This is a genomic window from Pandoraea sp. SD6-2, from assembly GCF_000389825.1.
Classification (GTDB): Bacteria; Pseudomonadota; Gammaproteobacteria; order Burkholderiales; family Burkholderiaceae; genus Pandoraea; species Pandoraea communis.
In genome coordinates this window covers 81,651-103,839 of the sequence record NZ_KB944459.1, presented here as the reverse complement: position 1 = coordinate 103,839, position 22,189 = coordinate 81,651, and the positions used below count along the sequence as shown (strand labels likewise).

Below are 22,189 nucleotides of genomic sequence, written 5' to 3'. Positions count from 1 at the left end.
CTCACATGAACAAAGAGAGAAATTCGTCAAACTGCCAAATGTTGTGCCCCGCCAGTTCCAATCCGCCAGGAAACAGATCGGAATATGCTCTCGTTCCCAGAGCCGATTCTTCGAGCGCCAGATACCGTTTACACATTCCGCTCTGAAAAAACTCATGAGCCTTCTCGCTAATTTCCTTGGTTAGCAAAATCATCGGAGCCTCGTGATCCTTGCACCGCTCGACGATTCGAGGCTGGATATGCTCGTCATTGAACCCATACCCGACGAAAAGGAATGACGACGCAGCACCAATTGCCTTATCCGCGTTGGAAATAATGGTCCGGAACGGCTCCTTATGAGTTCGACGGTACTTATCAAACCCTGGGGTGACAATAACCGGCTCCATTCCTACTGGTGGCGGCTCGGATGGAGGAAGTGAAATAACAACCCCGTGCGAGTCTTCGAACCAACTAAATGATCCGTGCACCTTCCAGATGTTTACCGTCCTCGCAGGCAATTTTCCGTCCATCAGAACTGGGGCCGCACCGCTAACACGATGCCCAATCATTCCTGAAGTGAATCCAAGATACGTGTTGAATCCGGCTATCTCTGCTGCGTACTCAGCGACCCGGTCATAGTTGGTAGTTACGACGGACAATGTTCGCGTTGTGCTTCGGAAAAGATGACGGTATAGCCGCGTTAATGGCAACGCGTCGGGATTGGCCAGCGTCTCGCGAAGGACCGCTACGTCGTGGGTGACGAGATAATGCCAAGTTGACGTGACAACATGTCTAGTTAAATCCTGGCTCAGCGCGACTTTCGTGAGCGCAGACTCGAGGTCGGTGTTGGGCAAGATCGAACAAAAATCGCTCCATCTGGCAAGCTCGTCTGTCGTAGAAGTGGCAGGCGGAGCTGTCTTGGACAAATGATGTCCAAGTGCTCCCATCCCCGGAATTCCGTGCGCCGCCGATGCACCACTGCCAAGCACGATGACGGGGACATTTGCGATAGCCTCCTGCACCATTCGATATATTTCTTTTTCTGGATCCATTCGCGCGACCTTACGAATTGTCTCGGAAAACGTTCAAAATTGGAGTGATGCTAATCGTGTAGATAGCCACGGGCAATTAGGATACCTCACGACAACGCACGAATCGATAGTACGTTGTTCGCTGAATGGCATGGGAGCGGGCTGGATATTTGCGGATAAATGTGGGGAATTAATTGCATCGGCAGTATTCCCCAATGAGGAGAGCCAATTGACGGAGGGAATTCATGCAATCTTGGGTGATCCACTTTCCCGCGCGGAACTGTACGAACTAGTGTGGCGAGAGCCAATGCTTCGAATAGCGGAGAGATTCGGAGTCTCTTCGAGTTACATGGCCCGAGTGTGTACAGAGCTACGTGTGCCACGACCGCCTCGCGGTTATTGGGCGAAGCTGGAGGTGGGAAAGGCTCCTCTGCGACCAGCACTCCCTGAAGCCAGGCCCGGCGATGTCACGGAATGGAAGCCTGGCAGTGGAATTGGCACCACCGAGCGGGCCACCAAGAGAGCAGCTCAAACACCTCATGTACTCAATGACGCCAAGCCAGCAACTGGACGAGTCATACGTCGCAAATCCCGCCGCCCAGTCCCCTCAAAGTCCGTCCACCCGCTGGTCGTCGGCATCAAACCATTCTTCGACAAAACTAGGGACAGCGAAACAGGCATATTGCGGCCATTCAAACGGTTGATGGCCGACCTAATTTCGTCGAGGGAGCTGTTGGATACCAGCATCGATGCCGCCGACAAGCTCTTCAATTCACTGACTTCCCGCGGTCACCGAGTGACAATCGCACCGGCCAGCGAGCGCCTTCGGCGCGCTGAGGTCGATTTACGCGAGGTACCAAGAAAGGATCATTACCTGCAAGACCCGTGGTCGCCTGAGCGTCCAACGGTCGTGTACATATCTGACGTTCCAATCGGCCTAACGCTCTTCGAGATGAGTGAAGTCGTTGAAATGCAGTACGTCGGCAATAGCCAGTACGTCCCCCTTAGTGGCGTCACGCCGGCTCAACGCGAAAGGTACAAGAGGCAGGGGTATTGGACAACTATGAAGGACGTGGCATCGGGTCGCCTTTGCCTGCAAGCATATTGTCCATCGTGGCTAGTTGAGTGGACCAAGCACTGGCGCGAAGAAAAGCCAGGGCAACTCACATCGATGCTGCCCAACATCGTTTCCGCATTGGAGGCTGCAGGTCCCGCTTTGAGTTCCGAGCTCAACATCGCGAAACTTCAAGCCGAGGAGAAACGCAGGCAGTGGGACGAAGAAATGCAGCGCCAACGGGAGGCGGAAGCACGTGCCAGACAAGAGAAATGCCGTCAGGACGCGCGAGCTGATCTGCTGGCCGTCATTGCGGGCTGGGACGAGGCCAGACGGATTGAAGCGTTTTTCACCGAGGTTGAGAACGCAATTGATAGCCTGGACGAGGGCGAACGGCAAAAAACAATAGACCGCGTTTCGCTGGCAAAAAAACTGTTGGGTGACCCCCGCCCTCTTGAAAGGCTGCTGAGATGGAGGGCACCGCATGAGAGAAATTGACTCACACTTCGCTGAAAGTCACCAAAACACACGGCTGGAATGGAATCGAGGAATGCGGGGCGCGGATCTCCAAAACATCCGATGCTCTACTGGCCTCTGAACGCCTGTAGGCCAAGTTTCAGGTCGTTATTTGACGAACAGGCAAGAACATTGCAGAGAATTATCTTGCCTGGCACCGATATTCGCGCTTCGTCTGTCCGCGATGTTAGCTAAATAAGCCAGCATCGCCGGAAAGTTACATGCCCCAGTCGCGGACATTGGTCTCGCCGGTCTGGTAAAACTTTCTGACCAGCTTGATGTATTCCACGAAGTCCCGATTCTCTTCCGCGAGCCGATTACACGTGTCCCAATCGACGTTTGGTCGCTCTCTCGCAGGAATTAGCACCTGGCTTGCGGAAACATCTGTCACATCTAACTGAATGACACCGATTCCGTGCGCAGTCGCCAGAAGCCGCAACTCCTTCATGATGTCAGGCCCTTCAATTTCGGCTGCAACCAAGTAACTAAAGTTTGCCCAAGAGGCGTTGGAGACGGTTTGGAAGAAGCTCCGGCGAACATTTGACCTGTTGAGCAGCAGCTTTACCTCGAACGCCCAGAGCTTCGTTCTGGTATCCGCATGTTCTCGCACGCAGGCTCGAATCTCGGGAGCCCATTCGGTGGAGAGATCCTCCATTCCAACCACATCCGGATGCAACCATTCATTGGCGCCAGACCCAACTCGGTTACTAGATCGCTTCTCATCGATCCGCATGGAATGTACGTTGTGCTCGGTCCAGAGATACTCTGAAAGAAGGGGATACAGCGAATGCTCGGTCCGCTTTGCCCCCTGCACCGGGCTAACCGCCCCCTCCGCTTCGGCGACCTCCGTTTCGTCGTCTTTGGTCGACCAGAAGAAGCGGCGGGGCCGTCCCTCAGTAGTCTTCAACGAAGGATCTTGCCGTTGCCAGCTCCGCTGCGATCCATAGATCTCTGCGCGGAGCTGCGTCAGAAGCTGATCGTCAGTCTCCATCACGGTGCTGTTCGCAAGCTTTAGGGCGCACTCTTCAGGGTAGTTCGCCATGATCCAGCGGCCAATCTCTGACGCCGTCAGCTTTTCACCATGAGCGGATTGCAGGCACTCCAAAACACGCTTTCGCAACTCGAGCTTCAAAATTCCCCCGTCGGTCATTGGTTCTGCTTGCCTGATTTTATCTCGACCATCTGGCACGGTGAAAGCCGTGTACGTCTCGTTGCAGTCAATGCCATACATGAAATCCTCCGCGCCCCCTTGCAGATCTCCCACTACAACTCGACGATCAAGCCGGGATCGAACTGCGGATTAAGGTGTCGCGGCGAGTACCCGCGCGGATTGCAAATGACGCGCGTCCCGCGTGCGGCGACATCATGCTTTGGAGGCTCGATGTAATCGAAGCTCGTGTGCATATGCCCATGAATCCATAGATCGACGGCGGGACCCATCAGATCAGATAGATTCGAAGCGTATGCTGGTGTCAGCGAGTCTCCATCGTACTCAGGATCAACCGACTGAATCGATGGTGCGTGGTGGCTAATGACGACAGTCTTGCCGTCGAACGGTTCGGCTAGTTTATTGCGCAGCCATGCGCGCGAGACCTCATGGCGACGGACAGTGTCTATTGGATAGAGCTTTCGAAATGAGGAGGTAGCTCGAATCAAGCGAAAGTCGCTCATCGAGCTTTGAGCGTCTCGCATGCTTACCCCGGGAGACACTTCGCCCTCGTACAGCTTGAAATCCGTCCACAGCGAGCAACCAAGGAACCTGACGCCGTCCAACACCAGTTCGTCATTTTCCATGAAACTCACATTCGTCCCGGCCGCTGCCGCACGTAGTTTTTCTAGGGCACCATCAAAATGCCCCCCATAAAACTCGTGATTCCCAGCCACCAAGAGGACGGGCTTCGGGGAAACGCTGGTCAATTCAAGAGCCCATTTCACACTTCGATCTTTCGTGTGGATGTCGCCAGCCAGAATGAGAACGTCAGCTCGAGCTAGCGCCTCCGAGTCGATTACGCATGGCTCGAATTCGTTGTGCAAATCAGAAAGTATCAGCAATTTCATGGCTGCAGTTCCCAATATTCGGTTCTGTATCGCCAAAAACATGAGGAGCATACGTTCGTGTGCGACCAGCTTCGCGCGATCACGAACTGGTAGTTCGAATCCAGTACTGCCGTCCACCGTCAACCAATGGTCCGGAAACGACATCGATACCGTTCTCGCGAGCCCAACACAACGCGGTGCGCGACGAGACGCCATGCGCTCGAGCGACGTGGACTAGTGGTTGAAAGCGATGTCTGAATCGCGCAAGCTCCGTGAGACTAATCGTGCGCGCGGAACGCGTTCGTAGTCTCCCAGACTGACAGCGCACTAGACCCACATTAACGAGGTGATACATCACCTCCTGCTTTACTCCAATGCGTCGAGCTGCCTCAACAATGGACACCTGATCACAGGCCGTCACGTTACCAAGGGTACTTTCCAGCACGTCGCCCCGCTCAACAACGAAGTCTCCCAGAACGGTACCCGCAGCAACGAGCCGAATAGCGCCGGAGGTCAGTTTCGCAAAAAACACTTCGGACGCATGTGTGGGGACGTATCGTCGAAGCGCTTCTCCCAAACGTACGGGATCGACAAGCTCCTTGTTCTCGGTGCTTACGGATGCGATACGACTCACCATGCGATCTAGTGAGTCCTTGCGTATGCGGCCTTCTACGCCATCGATCAGCCCCAACCTCACCAGCTCGCGAACGCGCGTCGAGGAAAGTCCAATGTATCGAGCCGCAGCCTTTTCAGAAAGCAAAGAACGCTGCACTTGCCGCATCCGTTGAAGGCTAGCGTCATCGACGACAAACTTGCGTCGCCCAGCTTTGGTCTGTCTCACCGGCACCGCCTCTCCCGTTTGCCTAATAATTCTGGCAATCGAGGAGCTGCGCGGCATCTCTCCGCAACGCAGGTCCGGGGACGATATTCTGTCTTTCCTTTCCCACAGCAACGCGTTTCCGTTGGACACAGCGTATTCGACGTAGTCGTTCAGCAATTCCAACAGCCAGCATCTCGCCCCAACGGCCAGTTGCTTACGCAGCATTGCGAGCAGGTGGGGAAAAGCGTCCGACAAAAGTGGAACGCACACTGAAGCTGCTTGTGGCACTCGTAAACGATCCATCAACTCAAAGCAAGCTATGTGGTCTATGACGAGCGGCGCCCCCGCGGTTACGACATTTCTTTCCATATCTTCAGACCTACGTGACGCTCGCTTTTGCGGCTTCCCCCGCAGCCCGAAGAGAGACAATGCGCCGAGGAAGCGCGCGAGCTCCCATCGGTCTGTCACGGACAGAGTGCGAGCGTCGCCTTCGGATAAGTCATCGATCAAGCACTCCACGTCCTGCGAAACCCGCTCGAATTGCGCGATCGCTAGTGACGCGCCGCAAATGCACGTCGAAAGTCGTGCCTGCTTCCAGCGCAAGACACGACGACATCCCGCGCAGATCGACGTTAGCCAACAACGATGCTCAAAGCACGCTGCTGGCCCGGAAATCCAATCCTCTTTCCAGTATCCGGCGGCATCAACCAGGCAAAGAGGGCACCATCGTGCAGCACCATGCATCTTCGGCAATCCACTTTCGACGGGCGACATCCAACCAGGGTCAGACAGCCCATTGGACCACGCCACTCTCAATCGATAGCCGAGATAGCTCTCGTCCGGATAGGCGGACGGGCGAACCAGGAAGCGGCCGTGAAACAACCGCATCCCCAGCGCCCGCCAGTCGGTAACGTAGGTGGAAGAAGGCTTCATTGCGGCAGCAAGGAAAGCTGTCCATGAGTAACGTGCCGCTTGCGCGTTCGCCCGCCTTCGACGCGGCGCAGTTCCCGCAAACGTCTTACCGCGGTTTCGTCGACGAAGTACGCCGACAAACCGGGACAGTCCAATTTCCGAAAGACGGGGATGCTTCCATTGAACACCTCACGCACGATTTTCAGCGATAACGCTCGGGTGCCTCCGCGCCACGCCATCCAATCTCCGAATAGGGAGTATGTGGGCATAGCGTCGCCCGGATGTGGACGCGCTACCTCTTCTAGGCGTTGGCAGACCCCAACTAAATCAGCCTTCCGAAAGTACGTGGAGTTCTCAACGACGATAGGACGCAGGATGTCCATACTCCGAAGGGCCACGTACGCTCGAAAGTCTACGTTAAGCTCGCGGGGAACCTTGCCTGGTGTGATGAGAGACGCAAACCACCGACGGCATTCTCGAACCGCACTCGTGGGGAGGTAGGTATATCGGCGAATTCCGTGCAGAACCGTGCGCGAACCCTGACAAACGTTATGGTGAATTAGATGCCGCAGCATCTCAGATGGGCATCCGATGAGAGCTACAGCGGACTCGAAACTGATATAACCGTCTGGAATGTCGCGAGCCGGATGGAGTGCGGTACGCGTGGGAGTGCGAGGCGCTAGGTACCCGCCCATGAAGAACTCTTGCCGCAACTCTGCGATTGGGAGTGCAGATAGGCAAGTGGGGCGCATCGCTTCGTCAAGAAGCATCCGGCGCAGTCTCGCAAGCACCGCGTTTCGGTGCGAGGGACGTTCAATATGGATCAAGAATTGCCGAAGACCTTCTTGGTTTGGTTCAATCGGAAGCTGAAAGCGATCCGCGAGCTCCGCGATCTGAGCCGACCGAGGAGCCTGAAACGCCTCCAATCCAGGCTCCTCGTATGTCGTCGCGATCGCGTCCAGCATGGCTTCCAAAAACAGTATGCACACAAGCTCGTCAAACGCTTCGGCATTATTGCCGCTATTGAGCAGTCGCTCGAATCTGGACCACAGCCGCTGTGCGTGACGCATTTCGCAGGGCATCGGACACAGCGCCCCCTCCCACAGCTGTTCGTCCGTTACCTCAGTGATGAAGTGCTTGTCTGGCTGCCGATATCCTTTGGTCATCACCGGTTCGGCCAAGTCATCCTTTAGGCGAACTCCATGCAGGGTGCATACATCAAGTCGGGTTAGCCGCCATCGTGCTCGGATGTATCGGGACTCGACCATGCATTGCGGGCAATATCTAATCGGATTGACCCTAGTTACTACGCTCCAGCGCGGTAACGTCGACGGGCTCCAAACCGGGTAGCCGTCTGAGCGGCTAGAAGCCGTTGGTCCCAGCGCAGGGCGCAGGCGCTCGATGTCACTCATGCGCGGCCGATAGATGCCGTTCGCTCGCGCTACTCGAAATAGATATGTCTCAGACCATTCATCGGAATATTGACTCGGACGGCAAAGCGGTACTCCGATGTGATTCGCAGCGCTCATATCATCGCTCCACTGGAGAAAAGGGCTCATCAAGCTTCACGAGCGGCATCATGTTGAATGCCTTGAGGAATGGATTTCGATCGTCCGGCGATCCTGGGTAAATGACTGCGCGGAAAGCTTCAGCCAAGACCAGATCCGTCAATCTCGGACTCTGCTGCTCGTAAGCTAGCTCCACAGCACGAACAAGCAATCGACGAATGTCGCGAAGACGACCATCGGTGGCAAAGGCCATGAGTTGCGCGAATGCGCCACTCGCGATGTCCACCGTCGGTAGTTGCCGGAGATACCCTTTGTAGACTTTCAGTACACTTCGGAACTCACGTTGGGTGAACTGCGTGGCCACGGAGAACCGATCGATCTCCACAACCTCGCGAAATCGGTCTCGCAACTGATCGTTCGTCGCAAGCAACCGCCGAACGCGTGGAATACCTGCGATCACGTACGACACGCGCGTTGCATCAACTAACCGCTTGAGCCAATCGGCTGCGGTGTGGAGGGTCTTCTCGCCGCCTCGGTCAACCAGGTGATTCGCTTCGTCGATGATGACAACTCTTACGCGGCATTGTTTGATTAGAAAAACCAACCGTGCTGTCAGCTCGATCTCGCGCCCCAAATTCCACTTTGGATCGCCAAGTCGCTGCAGGATGGTGCTGGCCAAGATTCTGGGGGTTGGCGACGGACCCAGCGGAACATAGAGGACGGGAACTTCCGTGAACTCCTCATGCTGGATGGGAGGGTGTTTCGCCACGTATTTTTCGAGCAGCGTCGACTTGCCCACACCGGACTCCCCGACCACCATCAGGTGGTCGGCTTCGTCGCTAGAGCATTGGTACTCGTACATGCGCTCCAGCCTGGCGAGCAAGTGTTTAACGTGGTGGAAGTAGATGAAGTTCGACCGTATGTCCGTGACTGTAGGCTTCAGGGACGTGTTAGCTGTCATGGCGGCCCCCTTCGCCGGAGACGTCTACGGCAAAATCGTAAAGCTCGTCGTCGACCGTCAGCGATTGCAGATTTTGGATCGGTGCCCGTTCCGGCGCGGGAAGTTGAGGACGGTTGATGCTCTTAGACGTGATGTGTGCCTGACGCGCGCCGCGCTTGCGAGTCTTCAACTCCTTGGCCCGCATCGCCTCGCGACTCTGCTCACGGATTCGTTCCTCAGCGCTCGCGCGCGTGCGTTGATGCGCATCCAGGGGCTGCGACTGCTTCCTTAGCGCCTTGGCCTGTTCAATCGTCAGGCCGACGTACCTATCGTCTTTGTTGTAGGCGGCGAAATAGCGCGATTCAATAGGATTCCACACCCAGATCTGTCCCGCATTTTCAAACGGAGCCTTGACGTGCACCTTCTGTTTGGCGGGCAACATTCGGCGAAGCGCGAGCAACTCGGAAGAGCTATAGACGAACGCGTTGAGATCAATGCCATAGTGCTGGACGGCACATTCGGTGTAACTACCGAACTCAATGCTGAGATCTTCTGCGTTGCATTTCAACTGGGGAGGGAATACGGCCGCGCTTTCCTTCCAGACATCAAGCGGCGTGCGACCGTTCAATCCCCTGTGTGGTCTGACGTGATACACCGAAGTAATCCAGGTGTGCGCCATTTCATTGAGCTTTTCCAACGTCAGACAAGCCTCATCCTCAGCTTTGAAGCCGATGCGATCGCCGATTTTTGCCAGTGTGGTACCGGGAAGTGAGTGAATGAAGGAGTAATTGAACGTCTTGACGAAGCGTTCGACGAACGGCTTGTCGTTTGGTGTTCGAGACGCTGCGTACTCGCAAATTACGCCGAGGTTGGTCAATGCATCAACAACGGCATACGCATGCATCTCCCGACCGTTGTCCATCAGTAGACGCTCTGGCCATCCATGACACGGCCACTCCAGATCCAGCTCTGGAAACGCCTCGCCTAGGTAGCTCTTCGGCATCATCGCGTGCCGTAGTGCCTCGAACACTGCGTGAACGCCATGCCCGGCTAAACTGAAGCAGAAGCCAAGGACACACCGAGAAAAGCGATCGATAACGACGGTAAACATCGGTCGGCCGATGCAAACACCGTGTTCATCAGTGACCATCTCATCGACGGGCGTGTGATCGAGCTCAACGATCTCAAGGATCCGGGATACCTGACGGGCCCGGTGTTGATCCGAGAACCGCCGCTTAGCTTCGCGAACGCCGTATCGAGCTACGGCCAAGTCATAAGCATCGATTTCCTGAATGCGACGCTCAATGGTTCGTAGTCCCGGCACCTTGAGCCACTCGGATTCGATACGCGTCGTATTTTGGCGCTGTATCTCCAAGAATACGGCGTTGTGCACCTCCTCTGGCTTGCCTCTCCTATTGTTGAGGAAGGTGGTTTCGATCTTCTCGAGAATGATGCCTTCAACGATCGGGTCAAGCCTCGACTTTCCTCTCCCGCCTCGACGCGCCGATTGATCCAGCAATGCACGGACATCGCAATGTGCAACGTGGTATCGGCGTCGCCATCGATATACTGTCGTTTCATGAGGGGGGCTTGGATCAGCCAGGTCCACGGAAACAGCGCGAATTGCATCGCGAAGTGCCTGCCTTGAACTTTCGAACGCCCCCATGCGCTCGAGCATCACTAGATAATTGACTCGACGGCGAGTCACAAAGTCCCCCTGAGCCTCGTCGCCCGAGGCCGCTTTCGCCAGATCCCTGAACGAGTCGGGCTTCGGGCCCCGTTGATATTCCTTTGTGTTGATGGTTCTGAGATACCCCTTTACGTACTCCTCCAACAGATCAGATTCGTCGTGGCTGGAGAATTCACCCGTCACTGTGTTCTCGAGCTGAGCCACATTGTTCTGGATTCGGACAATACGGAACTTCGCGGCGCCACGGAAAATCGTTTGGTCTTTCGTGAAATTTGCCATGATGGGGACCTCGATCAACGAGCTTGCTGCGGTAGAAGGCCGTCCGGATCGCGCTTCATGATCCGACGGAGCAAGGCGTCACACTCTAGCTTTGCGCTTTCCCACTGTTCATGGATGCCCGCCGGTGGAGTTGTCCCGCATTCCGGATCCCAGAGACTTGCGTCGATATCCGATCGATGCCTGCGCCGAATTGGCCGCGTTCTGAGTATTTGCCTGAGCCGACACTGAAGATCGTTTCCGATCAGATCACTTCTCAACACGATAAACAGGCGCTCGCCACACTCCCTCAGATGCTTCAGCGCCACTCTCAGTCTCTCGACATTTTTGGAGCCCTCTACTAGCGAGGCCTCGTCTTTGACCTCCACGTAGAACGCTCCTACCGCGGTATCGAGCGCTAAATCCGGTGTATAGCGGCGCATTCGGGCGCCTTCCAAGTATTCGAAAACACAGGGCTGCGTGGTGATCGCCTTCACCATCGGTGCAACTTCGACAACGTGCAGCATCATCTCTTCGACGAGGCTTTCAAACTGCGGAGGCTTTGGGGACTTTCGGCTGGGGAATCGCCCTCGGACGCCTCGGCCCGAGACCGTGACAATCCGGCGCGGACGGCGTGTTGAAGGAGGGGAAATTGCGGTCTTCGACTTTCTAGGCACGAGCTCTCTCCGTCGCGTCTTCATGTGACGCTCACGTGATGGGTTTGCACCACGTTTCCGACAATTGCCGCGCGGAAGCGCACGGAATTGCGGACGAACGAGGCCAAGGATTCGACCGAGATTGATCGAATCCCTTCAGGTGCAAACTGAAGAGGAAAGGAAGGGCTTGACGCTAGGGTCGAATAGGCGGAGACTTGGCTTTGTGTAGGAGCTGAGTCGTCGTCGATTCGGACCCGAAAAGCGCTGCAAGCCTTCCGGTTTGTGGCGCTTTTTCGTTACATGGGACCTCCTATCGTGGATTCTTGGGTATCCACCGCTTCCGACGTCCGGCTGCGCGCAAGCGCAGCGTGGATCGCGGCGAATGCACTCATATCGTCGTCGGAAAGTTTGATGTCCATCGCCAATGCTCGAAGAACCTCGTGCTTGTGCACCGACATTTCGGCAGGCAGTCGAAAGATACGCTGAGATTTGCGAGCGGCGGCAGCTAGATCACGCCTGAGGTCATCGTTAAGCTCAAGCGCGGCCGCTACCAGTTCCAGGAATTGTTCGCCATCCGGAGTTCGTTTCCCGGTTTCGACGGCGCTTACGTATGTGTCGTCCACGCCGACGCGCACAGCCAACGCCGTCTGCGTTAGACCTAATTTCTTCCTTCTAGCTCGAATGAAATCGCCGAGCGCGCTCATAACACTCGTCTCGCATTTGTTGATGGTCAATGTGACGAGCGTAGCGGGCTTCGATCAAATTTGCAAAAATTTCACGCACTTATTTTTTTGCATCCGTTTCGATGAAAAACGCGAAAATCTAAGCCGTTTGCACGAACTTCAGCAGGTACGACTTGATGCGCATTTCAATCAATGCGGCGTGAATCGAGATGAACCAGTCCGCAGCGGGGGCCACGACGTTATTGTCGTAAGTCTAGGCAATAGCACCGTCGAAGCGGTCGCGTCCTTGCCAGGCCGCGGCGAGCTTTTCGCGTTCTTCTGCGAGCGCAAGCTGTCGCCAATGACGCCACGCATTGAGGCCGAATTGAAGGCGGTATATTGGGCCTAGCCCAGCGTGACGTCGGGGATACGAGCATGGCGATCAGATTAGCGTTCCCCAGATCGTGGACCACACGGGCATGAACATCAAGACCGAGCGCAAATACTTTTCCCAGATCATTCGGTAGAGATTGCTGCCTCATTCCTGAGATGGATGCTGCCGTGTCGAGACCACTACGGCGTGCAACAGTTAATTAGCCGACATTGCTGCCGACGCGATAGCGTGCCACCACCGAAAACATCATGCGTCTGCCAAATGATGCGCGATAGCCGATAGGCCCAACAACGAAATCGATAAGGCGTCACTGACAATGACACGAAAAGCACAAGCAAAAATGGCCGACCTTACCTTGTCGAACTGTTTGCGAGGGCGATACATTCCAGTATTGCCTTTCTGCGATAGGCGAACTACTCCATCGCAGCTATGCGACAGCGGGAGGTGCCCCCCAGAGCTTCTCGAGGTCAACGTCCTCGCTAGCTGGCTGCTTATCGCTGGGTAGGCGATCTACTTGGATCACCATTGGCAAATCGAACGCGGTGCCCGTGGCGACGCAGCAGCCTTGCGAAAGCCCTGGGATCAGACTGCGGGACAGTGCATCCAACGTTGAGATTGTGTTGTCGATGAGAAATAGGTCTCGATCGTTTACCAACCGGTGGATGAAGAAATTGTGGAGTTGCGAAACGATTGTTGGGGAGATATCAGCGGGACGCTGACTGGCGATCGTGACGAACATGCCGAACTTGCGCCCCTCCTTGATGATTTCTTCGAACTGCTCCAATCGATAGTCCTTCCAGCTTTCGCTTTCGCGCGTGGACTGGTCAGAAAGGATATTGTGAGCCTCGTCGATGATGACATGGACCGTGCGGTCAGGAGGTGTGGCGACAGTGGCCTTGTGGGAGTTGTAGTAATGCTTGGCGAAAAGCAGTGGCAGGATCTTCTTGACTTCGTTGTTGCTGCGGCGCAGCGAGATGACGGTAAGCAGCCTCTCGACAGGCGGCGTGTCTGTGATTACCAGGACCTTGCGCAAGCTGGCCAGCGATGACTCGACGCGCTTTAGTAGCGGCTGGACGTGCTCGAACTGAACGTAGCCAGCGTTCAGGTCGGACATCAGTTGCAGGTTTACACGAAGGATGAGCTGGTCGAACTCGTCGAGTCCTTGGACATCCAGCGTGTCGACAGTCGGTGCGATGTGCGCGGCGTATTGGTTGCCGTCGGGATCGATAAACGCCCTGTAGTGGAAGCGTCCATTGCGGTACCAGGTGACGTCGGCCAGCAGGTCTTGAACCGCCTGGTTGTTCATGCGTCGTGCGACCGTTCGCATCAGGTCTAGTGTCGCGGGCTTTACCTCTCCGGCGCAGAACGCCTGGCGGAACTTGCTCTTCGCGTAGTTCGCCAACGAGGCCGGGTTAGCCCCATACTTCAGCTTGCCCGAGATGACGCGGTTGAGAAACGGGCGCTGCGTGTTAGTGGTCGCCTGGAACAACAGGGAGAGAGTTTCAAGGTCCCAGAATTCTTGTGGTGCCAAGGGGAAGCGGGCCGTTGCGTCGTTGGGATCTGGGGTGGTCGCCGTAGAGAGCTGATAGACGGTCTTGTGAGCGGCAGGTGCCAGTTGTTCGCCACCGTATTCTCCATTGAAGTCGAGGATGACGAAGCGACTCTTGCCCGCGATAAGCTGCAACTTCTGATCGAAAAGAACGGTGTAGAGCTTTGCCAGCGTGTTGGATTTTCCGCTGCCTGTGTTACCGAAGATGCCGATGTGGCTGTTGAAGAGGCGCTTCCACGGCAACCCGACGGCGATCTCCTCCTTCAGCATTCGCCCGATCTTGAATTGACCGTCAGACTGACGGTCGAAGATCGACCGAATCCGCTCCTCGGGCAAGAGAAACGCCGGATCCTGAATCATTGGGAGGTACTTGATACCCTGCGAGAAATCAGATCTGTCGAAAAAACCAATAGGCCTGGCCTCAACCTTCCGAACATACGTCGGCTTGCCGTCTTGCATCTCCATCCGGCTCTCGTCGAGGTATTCGCCCTCAACCATGCAGATGATGTCGCGGAAGCCGCGCTGGATCGAAAGGTACTCGCGGATCGACACACCTTTGTACTTCTCGCCAGCGTGAAAAAGCGTTTCTTTGCTGGACTGTTCGTCGATCTTGAGGATTACCTTGGTGCCATGTACGGCTACTACCTCGCCAACACGGATGCTCATACGAGACCTTCGGCGCTGGTATCGACCGAGGCAGCATCTGTGTCGCTCACGGGTACGGTAGCCGTGACGACCGTCGGTCCGGTCGCTACTGGCCATGCCAGCACCTTCTCGTTGAATGCGGTGAAGTCCAGAACGCCCTCGTCGAGCACAAGGCACTGAACGTTGCGATGGCCTTTGAATTTATCGCGCATCGCTTCGTATCCTTCGGCACTAAAACAGCACACGAACACCTGCAAGCCTGGGTTGGATAAAGAGCGCATCACAAGATTGAGGATGTGCTCGTCGGCGAACGAGAAGCCAAAGGTTATGAGCACCGCATTGGGCTTCTCAAGTTCATAGCTGAGCAGTCGGAGCATCTGGTAATAGTGCTCCTCGTACACCGTCTCATGGAACTTCCATTTGGTCGGATTGACGATGGGCATCTGCTCGTACTTCGCCCAGAACACGTTCAGTGCGTCATCATCGAATGCTGGTTCCTGCAAGTCTGCTAGCGTTGCAGCCGGACTGTCGAGCACAGTCGAGAACGGTTGCAAGACAGTTGTCGCCTCTGCATCCAGTAAAGACTCCCGGCCCGACAGGTCATAGTCCACCTGGATGGCGCCATCTGCTTTGCTCCAGTACACCGAGCCGTGGAGGTGGATTAGGTTGATTTGTGGGATGCTGCTCTGATAGCGCCCGAAGACACCGGCTTGGCACAGGTACGATCCGAAATTCCGGGCTTGCAATATGCGTTTGGTGAAGCCTCGCGCGCCGTCATTGAGCACGAAGTCAGTTTGGCCCTCTTTGAGCAACTGGTCGGCCACGAGCGGGAAACAACCGTCGTAATTCGTCGTGAACACGTTGCACCGACGGTCCAGAGCCTTTCGCCGCTTGACCATGTCTAGGACAGTCGCAAGGAAAGTGCGGTAGTTGTGGATGACCCGCTTGCCAGCGTCCGTGGCCATCGCTGTCTCGAGGGTGAGCTGCTGAGCGGGCCTGATGCACGTGGAGTAATAGTGCATGAACAGCGGAATGAAACGCCGATCATGCATTTGCTCGAACCTGGTGGCCAGTTCTTCCAGCGTGTAGCGTCCATCACCGTTTGGCAACTGAAGCTGCAGGGTGGGCAGGAGGCCGTATGACGCCCCGGAGCCGAACAGGAAATTGACATCCTTGTCGTAGATATCGCCGATGGAAATCACTGCTTGTCCCCCCCGGTATTGCTTTTGTTCAATGGTCTGAATCGTAACAGGAATGATCATGTGCGGCCTATCCAACACCGGCCAGACGCAGCTCTGTATCCCATGATCACCAGTATATTCGTGCCCGCTCTAATTAGATTCGATTTTTCAGCGCATTGCGCACCAGCCTCATTCCTGAGATGGAGGCTATTGTGTCGAGACCACTACGGCGTACAACAGGTAATTAGCCGACATCGCTGCCGACGCGATAGCGTGCCACAATCAGAAACATCGTGCGCCAACCAGATGATGCGCGATAGCCGATAGGCTCAAAATCGAAACGATCAAGGCGCAGCCGTCCGCGTAGAAAAAACCACGAAAAATGAAAGGCAGAAACAAAAAATGGCGGCGAGCGTTTTTCACGCATCCACCGACCATGTTTGGGCACTGCTTGAACTACATCGCTTTGGTAACCGACCATGCGGTAGCCAGTGTGGCTAAACCTTGAGTCGTTTTGCGGTAGGACGATCTACATTCAGATCTCCTTCCAAAGCTGCGTGCAGATTTTCCTTATCGAGCAAATTGAAGTAATCGCCGTCGCAGGGCGAGAGAATTTCTTCGTCAAGGCGAAAAAGTACGGATTCTTTAGGCCACTCGAATTCAAGGATAAAAGAACCCGACTTCTTGTATTGGGCTGACAGAATCAAGCGTCGCATCTTGGTGTACGCATTGTTTCGCGTATGTGCGCCGCGACTCGCCCGAAATCGTACCGTTGCGGCAAACATCTCGAACAGATGCTTGTCCTCTTCCTTGCAGTGGACAACGAAGTCTAGTACGCCTGGGGAAATGCCAGAAAATATGATTGGCACCTCGCAATGGAATTTCCCCTTGATGATTTCGCGTTTTTTGTTTGTATCCATACCCCTGAGCCTCCATCTCAAGATGGAGGCTGAGGTGACCACCGATCTCCAGTGCTGGTATCAGCCTCGTCCAGCATGCTTCGGCGATGCGGGCGGCATCCTCATCGGTGCCCGTGAGCGTGACCATCTGCCCGTCCAGCCAGTCAACCACAGCCCCAAGGCGATACTGCTGCTTGCCAGCGACGTCGAGCCGCCAGTTTTCAACGGTGCTGACTGACTCGCCTAGCCATTGCGCCAGTGCAGCTTCGTCGGCCCATCGCTCACGCTGTCCAACATCGCCGTTGGGACGGTGCGCCAGAACCCCCGACAGCATTTCAAGCGCAGCAGCGACGTGCGGAAGGCTGATTGGCGTCAAGCCAGGAAGCTGCCGAAGTCTGGCCAGAAATTCAATTGGCGTCATGTCGGTGGAACGGTAGCAGAGAAAAACATGATCCTACCGCACCACTGGCTGACCGATTTTATATCCGCGTCGTCACCCGCCCGTCAGCCGGGCATGGCATTATTTCGAGATTATATTTCTCGATAATCGGGCATGGCTTGCATGGATGGCAGCCTGCCTAGTTACGGCGCCAAAACAATGACCTTCCAAGAACTACTCGACGAGCTGACCGAAGCCGCCCGCACCAACCGGGACAAGGGGACCCAATTTGAGCATCTGATCGCCAACTACCTAGTGACCGACCCGCAGTATGCGGACAGGTTGTCGGACGTCTGGTTGTGGTCGGAATGGCCCGATCGCACTGGTGCGGATGTTGGTATCGATCTGGTTGCCAAGGAGCGTGGTACCGGCAACTACTGGGCCATCCAGTGCAAGTTTTACGATCCGTCGCACACGATCCAGAAGAGCGACATTGACTCCTTCTTCACGGCATCGGGCAAGCGATTTGCCACCACGGATGGAGAGCGCGGCTTCAGCGAGCGGCTGATCGTCGCCACGACCGACAAGTGGAGCAAGCACGCCGAGGATGCTCTGTCGGATCAGACCATCCCTGTTACGCGGCTTTGGTTCAAGGATCTGGCCGACAGTCCCATCGATTGGGCACAGTTCAGCCTGTCCAATATCAAGAACATTAAGCTCAAGAAGCAGAAGGATCTACGCGACTACCAGCGTGATGCGATTGCCAAGGTCGTCGAGGGATTCCAGAGTGCCGACCGGGGCAAGCTGATCATGGCTTGCGGAACGGGCAAGACGTTCACTTCGCTGCGATTGGTGGAGCAGATTACGCCGGTCAATGGGCGCGTGCTCTTTCTGGCACCTTCCATTTCTTTGGTGTCGCAGTCCATGCGTGAATGGACTGCGCAGGCGGCCGACCCCATCCATGCCTTTGTTGTCTGCTCGGACAGCAAGGTGGGCAAGGAGCACGAAGACATCAGCACGCACGATCTAGCTTATCCCGCGACAACCGACGCGCGGAAATTGGCGGCAGCAGTCTCCGTGTCGTCAAAGGATCGGCGAACGGTAGTCTTTTCAACGTACCAGTCCATTCAGGTTGTCGCCGATGCGCAGAAGCAGGGCCTTTGGGATTTCGATCTGATCATCTGTGACGAGGCGCACCGTACCACTGGTCTGACTTTGCCTGACGATCCCGCCCCTTCCGAATTCGTCAAGGTTCACGACAACGGTGTTGTGCGTGGCAAAAGGCGGATCTATATGACGGCGACGCCACGCATCTTCGGCGACGTATCCAAGACCAAGGCGAATAAGGCCGATGCCGTTCTGTATTCGATGGACGATGAAGACATCTATGGTCAGGAGTTCTATCGCATTGGTTTTGGCAAGGCAGTTGAGCTTGGCTGCTTGTCTGAATACAAGGTGCTGATTGTTGCCGTCAAGGAAACCGAGATGGCGAACTTGGCGAACAACTACAACAACGCGTACAAGCTGGACGACAAGAAAGCCATCGATATCCGCTTTGCCACCAAGATCGTCGGAAGCTGGAAGGGGTTGTCCAAACGCGGGTTGGTATTGGTCGGCGAAGATGGGCAGGAAGATGCTCTGTCCGAAGATACCGCACCGATGCGGCGAGCTGTGGCCTTCTCGAAATCGATTAAGGATTCCCAGCAGATGCGGGACACCTTTACCCGGCTGGTAGGGCTGTATCAGGAGGCGCACGACGACGACGAGGACACGGGCATGGTTAACTGCTCGCTCGACCATGTGGACGGCGGCATGAATGCGCTGATTCGCCTGAACAAGCTCGAATGGCTCAAGGCTGGTGTGGACGAGGGGCATTGCCGCATTCTCTCCAATGCCCGCTGCCTGTCCGAAGGTATCGATGTGCCCGCACTGGATGCCGTGGTGTTTTTCGACACCCGCGAATCCATTGTCGACATCGTGCAGTCGGTGGGGCGCGTCATGCGCAAGGCCGACAACAAGCAATACGGTTACATCATCCTGCCCGTCTGCATCCCGTCTGAGAGGATCAAGGATTACAACAGCTATATCGATAGCGATCCGCAATTCAAGGGCATCTGGAAAGTCATCAAGGCTCTGCGCGCTCACGACGAATCACTCGTGGACGAGGCCGAGTTCAGGCGCAAGATTCACGTTATTGGCGACGGCGGTGACCGTAAGGGCGGCGACAAGCGAAATGGCGAAAGCGGCGTGCTGCCGCTTGATTTCCCCAACCTGCCATTGGATGCTGTCAACGAGGCCGTCTATGCCGCGATCCCAAAGAAACTTGGCGACCGTGAATACTGGAGCGAATGGGCCAAGAGCATTAGCCAGATTGCGGAGCGTTTGATCAGTCGCATCAAATCTCTGATCGCCAACGATGCAGGCATGGCGAAGGAATTTGCCGTGTTCCTCAAGGGGCTGCAAGACACACTGAACCCCGAGGTGCGGGAAGATGAGGCTATCGAGATGCTGGCCCAGCATATCCTGACGCTTCCTGTCTTTCAGGCGCTGTTCGCTGACAGCGGTTTCCCCGATGGCAACGTTGTGGCCAAGGCTCTCCAGAAGATCGTTGCACGCCTCGACGCTGCTGCTGTCGGTAGTGAAACGGAGGGACTGGAGAAGTTCTACGACAACGTGCGTGAACGCATCGCACTGGCGAAGAGCGACAAATCCAAGCAGGAAGTTATCCGTAACCTGTACGACACGTTTTTCCAGAACGGTTTTCCGCGAATGGCGGAACGGCTGGGAATCGTCTATACGCCCGTCCAGGTGGTGGATTTCATCTTGCATAGCGTCCAGTCTGCGCTGAAGCGTCATTTCAACAGCAGCATCGGTGACCGTGATGTGCAAGTGCTCGACCCGTTCAGCGGCACGGGCACGTTCCTGGTTCGGCTCATTCAGTCGGGCCTGATCGGTGCTGACAACCTGCCCTACAAATACAGCAACGAGCTGCATGCCAACGAGATCGTGCTGCTCGCGTATTACATTGCCACGGTCAACATTGAGACGGCATTCCACGGGCAGACGGGGCGCTACGAACCGTTCAATGGGATGGTACTGACCGACACCTTCCAGATGATGGAGGAGAACGATCTTGTTGACCGTGTTGTCCTGCCCGAGAACAATGCGAAGGCGGAACGCCAACTGGCCCAGCCCATTCGCGTGATCGTCGGCAACCCGCCGTATTCGGCCCAACAGGATAGCGAGAACGACAACAACAAGAATCTCACCTATCCAACACTCGACTCTGGTATCCGCAACACCTATGCGGCGAAGTCGGGGGCGAAGCTGGTCAAGAATCTATACGATTCATATATTCGTGCGATTCGCTGGGCATCAAACCGAATTCAGGACCGAGGTATCGTCGCGTTCGTCACGAACGGTTCGTTCCTCGACGCTAACAACATGGACGGCCTGCGCAAGTGCCTGACTGAGGAATACAGCCACTTGTATATTTTGAATCTGCGCGGTAACCAGCGCACGTCAGGCGAGGAATCCAGACGAGAAGGCGGCAAGATATTTGGCTCTGGTTCCCGCACGCCTGTTGCCATTTCACTTATGGTGAAAGACCCCACACACACGGGGCCGTGCGAGCTGCATTACCACGATATCGGCGACTATCTCACTCGGGAAGAAAAGCTGGATCGACTTGATGGTTTCGTAAACGTTGACGGTGTCACTTGGCAGAGACTCATGCCGAACGAACAGGGCGACTGGGCAAACCAGCGTGACCCAGCGTTTGACGATTTCATTCCATTGGGTGACAAGGGTGCGAGTGATGGGAAGGCAATTTTCGGCATGTATTCCCAAGGGCTGTTGAGCGCACGCGATGCCTGGGCGTACAACATGAGCCGCGATGCGCTCGAATCCAACATGCGACGCATGATTGATGCTTTCAACAAGGATCGTGCTCGCTATGCCAAGCTGTGTGCTGGCAAGCAAAAAGATCAATGGCCAGACGTCGAGGACGTGATTGATACTGATCCGAAGCGGATCAGTTGGACACACAACCTCAAGGAAGATGTGCGACGGGGAAAAGAATATACATACGAGTCTGAATCTCTGACGCCGAGCATGTATCGACCGTTCACGAGACAGTGGCTGTATTTCAACCGACGCTTCAATGAGCGCGTGTATCAGATGCCTAGGCTATTTCCGACGCCAAGGCATCAGAATATGGTTATCTCCGCAGCAGGCGTTGGTGCAAACAAAGAATTTTCTCCGCTCATTTCGGGGTTTCTGCCCGACTATGAACTGATCTCGAAGGGGCAGCATTTCCCTTTCTATTGGTATGAGAAAGTCGAGGCTGACACCGCGCCGCAGGCCGAAATTTTTTCCACCGAACCCAATACCCAAGATGCAGATGGTTATGTTCGTCGTGAGGCAATTACCGATTGGGCACTGAATCTGTTTCGTGAGCACTATCAGGATGGGAGCATCAGTAAAGAAGACGTTTTTTACTACGTCTATGGGGTTCTGCATTCGACGGAATACCAACAACGTTTTGCCGTAGACTTGCGCAAACAGTTGCCCCGCATTCCGCTTGCCAGCGATTTCCGTGCGTTCTCGACCGCTGGGCGCGCACTGAGTGATCTACATCTGCGCTACGAGTCCATTGAACCGTTCGCGCTCACGGAGGACACGAAGCGACTGGTCATGGAGGCCGATGACTTCCGAGTGGTCAAGATGACGTTCGGTAAAAAGGATGGTAAGCCTGATAAGTCGGTGATCGTCTACAACGAACACCTGACGCTGCGCGACATCCCGCTGGAAGCCTACGGTTATGTGGTGAACGGCAAGCCTGCAATTGAATGGATCATGGAGCGTTATCAGGTCACGACGGACAAGTCGAGTGGCATCCGTAACGACCCGAACGACTATTCAGATGACCCGCGATACATCGTGGATCTGTTCAAGCGCATTGTGCGTGTGAGCGTGGAGAGCGCGCGGATCGTGAAAGCGTTGCCTGCACTCGATGAGTGGCGGTCTAGTGACGACGGCGAGCAACAACTGGCGCGCGGGTAACCTCGGAAGCGAGAACTAT

General features: G+C 55.4%; 18 protein-coding genes and 1 pseudogene. 6 read left to right on the top strand and 13 right to left on the bottom strand.

What is annotated here, in order from left to right; translation table 11 throughout:
• Nucleotide 1: 1 nt before the first annotated feature.
• The gene (locus C266_RS27150; protein ID WP_210400028.1) at nt 2-1,030 is read right to left on the bottom strand and encodes an SIR2 family protein; all 1,029 of its coding nucleotides are present in this window, start codon (nt 1,028-1,030) and stop codon (nt 2-4) included.
• A 712-nt stretch (nt 1,031-1,742) separates the two neighbouring features.
• Here C266_RS27150 and C266_RS26480 point away from each other — a divergent pair.
• Nucleotides 1,743-2,561: a hypothetical protein gene (locus tag C266_RS26480; protein WP_144265933.1), complete on the top strand. Its 819-nt coding sequence runs from the start codon at nt 1,743-1,745 to the stop codon at nt 2,559-2,561.
• Between the two features lie 235 nt (nt 2,562-2,796).
• On the opposite strand, the gene C266_RS25905 is transcribed toward C266_RS26480, so the two are convergent.
• The 3 genes from C266_RS25905 to C266_RS25895 form a co-directional block, all read right to left on the bottom strand.
• Nucleotides 2,797-3,711 (bottom strand): COG2958 family protein, encoded by a 915-nt coding sequence (locus tag C266_RS25905; RefSeq protein WP_036664681.1) that lies wholly within the window; start codon nt 3,709-3,711, stop codon nt 2,797-2,799.
• Nucleotides 3,712-3,842: 131 nt separating this feature from the next.
• Nucleotides 3,843-4,637, bottom strand: a complete 795-nt coding sequence (locus C266_RS25900) for a metallophosphoesterase (protein ID WP_036664680.1) — start codon at nt 4,635-4,637, stop codon at nt 3,843-3,845.
• 79 nt (nt 4,638-4,716) lie between these two features.
• On the bottom strand, nt 4,717-6,369 hold the full coding sequence (locus C266_RS25895) for a hypothetical protein (RefSeq protein ID WP_144265932.1): 1,653 nt from the start codon (nt 6,367-6,369) through the stop codon (nt 4,717-4,719).
• 23 nt (nt 6,370-6,392) lie between these two features.
• On the opposite strand from C266_RS25895, the gene C266_RS28220 reads away from it, so the two are divergent.
• Complete coding sequence (locus C266_RS28220; RefSeq protein ID WP_246831233.1) at nt 6,393-6,560, top strand: hypothetical protein; 168 nt, start codon at nt 6,393-6,395, stop codon at nt 6,558-6,560.
• Between the two features lie 606 nt (nt 6,561-7,166).
• Entirely contained in the window at nt 7,167-7,541 is a 375-nt protein-coding gene (locus tag C266_RS28215; RefSeq protein ID WP_246831232.1) for a hypothetical protein, read from the top strand.
• A gap of 9 nt (nt 7,542-7,550) precedes the next feature.
• Here the strand turns inward: C266_RS28215 and C266_RS28495 are convergent.
• The 5 genes and pseudogenes from C266_RS28495 to C266_RS25870 form a co-directional block, all read right to left on the bottom strand.
• A pseudogene (locus tag C266_RS28495) lies at nt 7,551-7,760 on the bottom strand (TniQ family protein); the annotation flags it as partial.
• Nucleotides 7,761-7,878: 118 nt separating this feature from the next.
• On the bottom strand, nt 7,879-8,817 hold the full coding sequence (locus tag C266_RS25885; protein ID WP_010806681.1) for a TniB family NTP-binding protein: 939 nt from the start codon (nt 8,815-8,817) through the stop codon (nt 7,879-7,881).
• Nucleotides 8,807-10,765 carry a DDE-type integrase/transposase/recombinase gene (locus C266_RS28210; protein WP_081636423.1) on the bottom strand — a complete coding sequence of 653 codons (1,959 nt, stop codon included), beginning with the start codon at nt 10,763-10,765 and terminating at the stop codon, nt 8,807-8,809. Before C266_RS28210 ends, C266_RS25885 begins: the two co-directional genes overlap by 11 nt.
• A gap of 14 nt (nt 10,766-10,779) precedes the next feature.
• Nucleotides 10,780-11,271 carry a hypothetical protein gene (locus tag C266_RS25875; protein WP_246831231.1) on the bottom strand — a complete coding sequence of 164 codons (492 nt, stop codon included), beginning with the start codon at nt 11,269-11,271 and terminating at the stop codon, nt 10,780-10,782.
• Nucleotides 11,272-11,693: 422 nt separating this feature from the next.
• A complete protein-coding gene (locus C266_RS25870) occupies nt 11,694-12,101 on the bottom strand; it encodes a helix-turn-helix transcriptional regulator (RefSeq protein WP_010806678.1) in 408 nt (135 codons plus the stop codon).
• A gap of 22 nt (nt 12,102-12,123) precedes the next feature.
• On the opposite strand from C266_RS25870, the gene C266_RS25865 reads away from it, so the two are divergent.
• Nucleotides 12,124-12,468 carry a hypothetical protein gene (locus tag C266_RS25865; RefSeq protein ID WP_010806677.1) on the top strand — a complete coding sequence of 115 codons (345 nt, stop codon included), beginning with the start codon at nt 12,124-12,126 and terminating at the stop codon, nt 12,466-12,468.
• Nucleotides 12,469-12,880: 412 nt separating this feature from the next.
• On the opposite strand, the gene C266_RS25860 is transcribed toward C266_RS25865, so the two are convergent.
• The 4 genes from C266_RS25860 to C266_RS27140 all read right to left on the bottom strand — a co-directional run bounded on the left by C266_RS25860 (nt 12,881) and on the right by C266_RS27140 (nt 16,748).
• Nucleotides 12,881-14,668: an ATP-binding protein gene (locus C266_RS25860; protein WP_010806676.1), complete on the bottom strand. Its 1,788-nt coding sequence runs from the start codon at nt 14,666-14,668 to the stop codon at nt 12,881-12,883.
• Nucleotides 14,665-15,849 carry an SIR2 family protein gene (locus C266_RS25855; RefSeq protein WP_036664671.1) on the bottom strand — a complete coding sequence of 395 codons (1,185 nt, stop codon included), beginning with the start codon at nt 15,847-15,849 and terminating at the stop codon, nt 14,665-14,667. The genes C266_RS25860 and C266_RS25855 overlap by 4 nt, the downstream gene beginning before the upstream one ends.
• A gap of 223 nt (nt 15,850-16,072) precedes the next feature.
• A complete protein-coding gene (locus tag C266_RS25850; RefSeq protein WP_036664615.1) occupies nt 16,073-16,309 on the bottom strand; it encodes a hypothetical protein in 237 nt (78 codons plus the stop codon).
• A 16-nt stretch (nt 16,310-16,325) separates the two neighbouring features.
• Nucleotides 16,326-16,748, bottom strand: coding sequence for a hypothetical protein (locus tag C266_RS27140; RefSeq protein WP_081636420.1), 423 nt, complete (start codon nt 16,746-16,748; stop codon nt 16,326-16,328).
• A 34-nt stretch (nt 16,749-16,782) separates the two neighbouring features.
• On the opposite strand from C266_RS27140, the gene C266_RS27850 reads away from it, so the two are divergent.
• Nucleotides 16,783-16,965 carry a hypothetical protein gene (locus tag C266_RS27850; RefSeq protein WP_168162963.1) on the top strand — a complete coding sequence of 61 codons (183 nt, stop codon included), beginning with the start codon at nt 16,783-16,785 and terminating at the stop codon, nt 16,963-16,965.
• A gap of 324 nt (nt 16,966-17,289) precedes the next feature.
• Nucleotides 17,290-22,170, top strand: a complete 4,881-nt coding sequence (locus C266_RS25835) for a type ISP restriction/modification enzyme (RefSeq protein ID WP_246831230.1) — start codon at nt 17,290-17,292, stop codon at nt 22,168-22,170.
• Nucleotides 22,171-22,189: the final 19 nt, after the last annotated feature.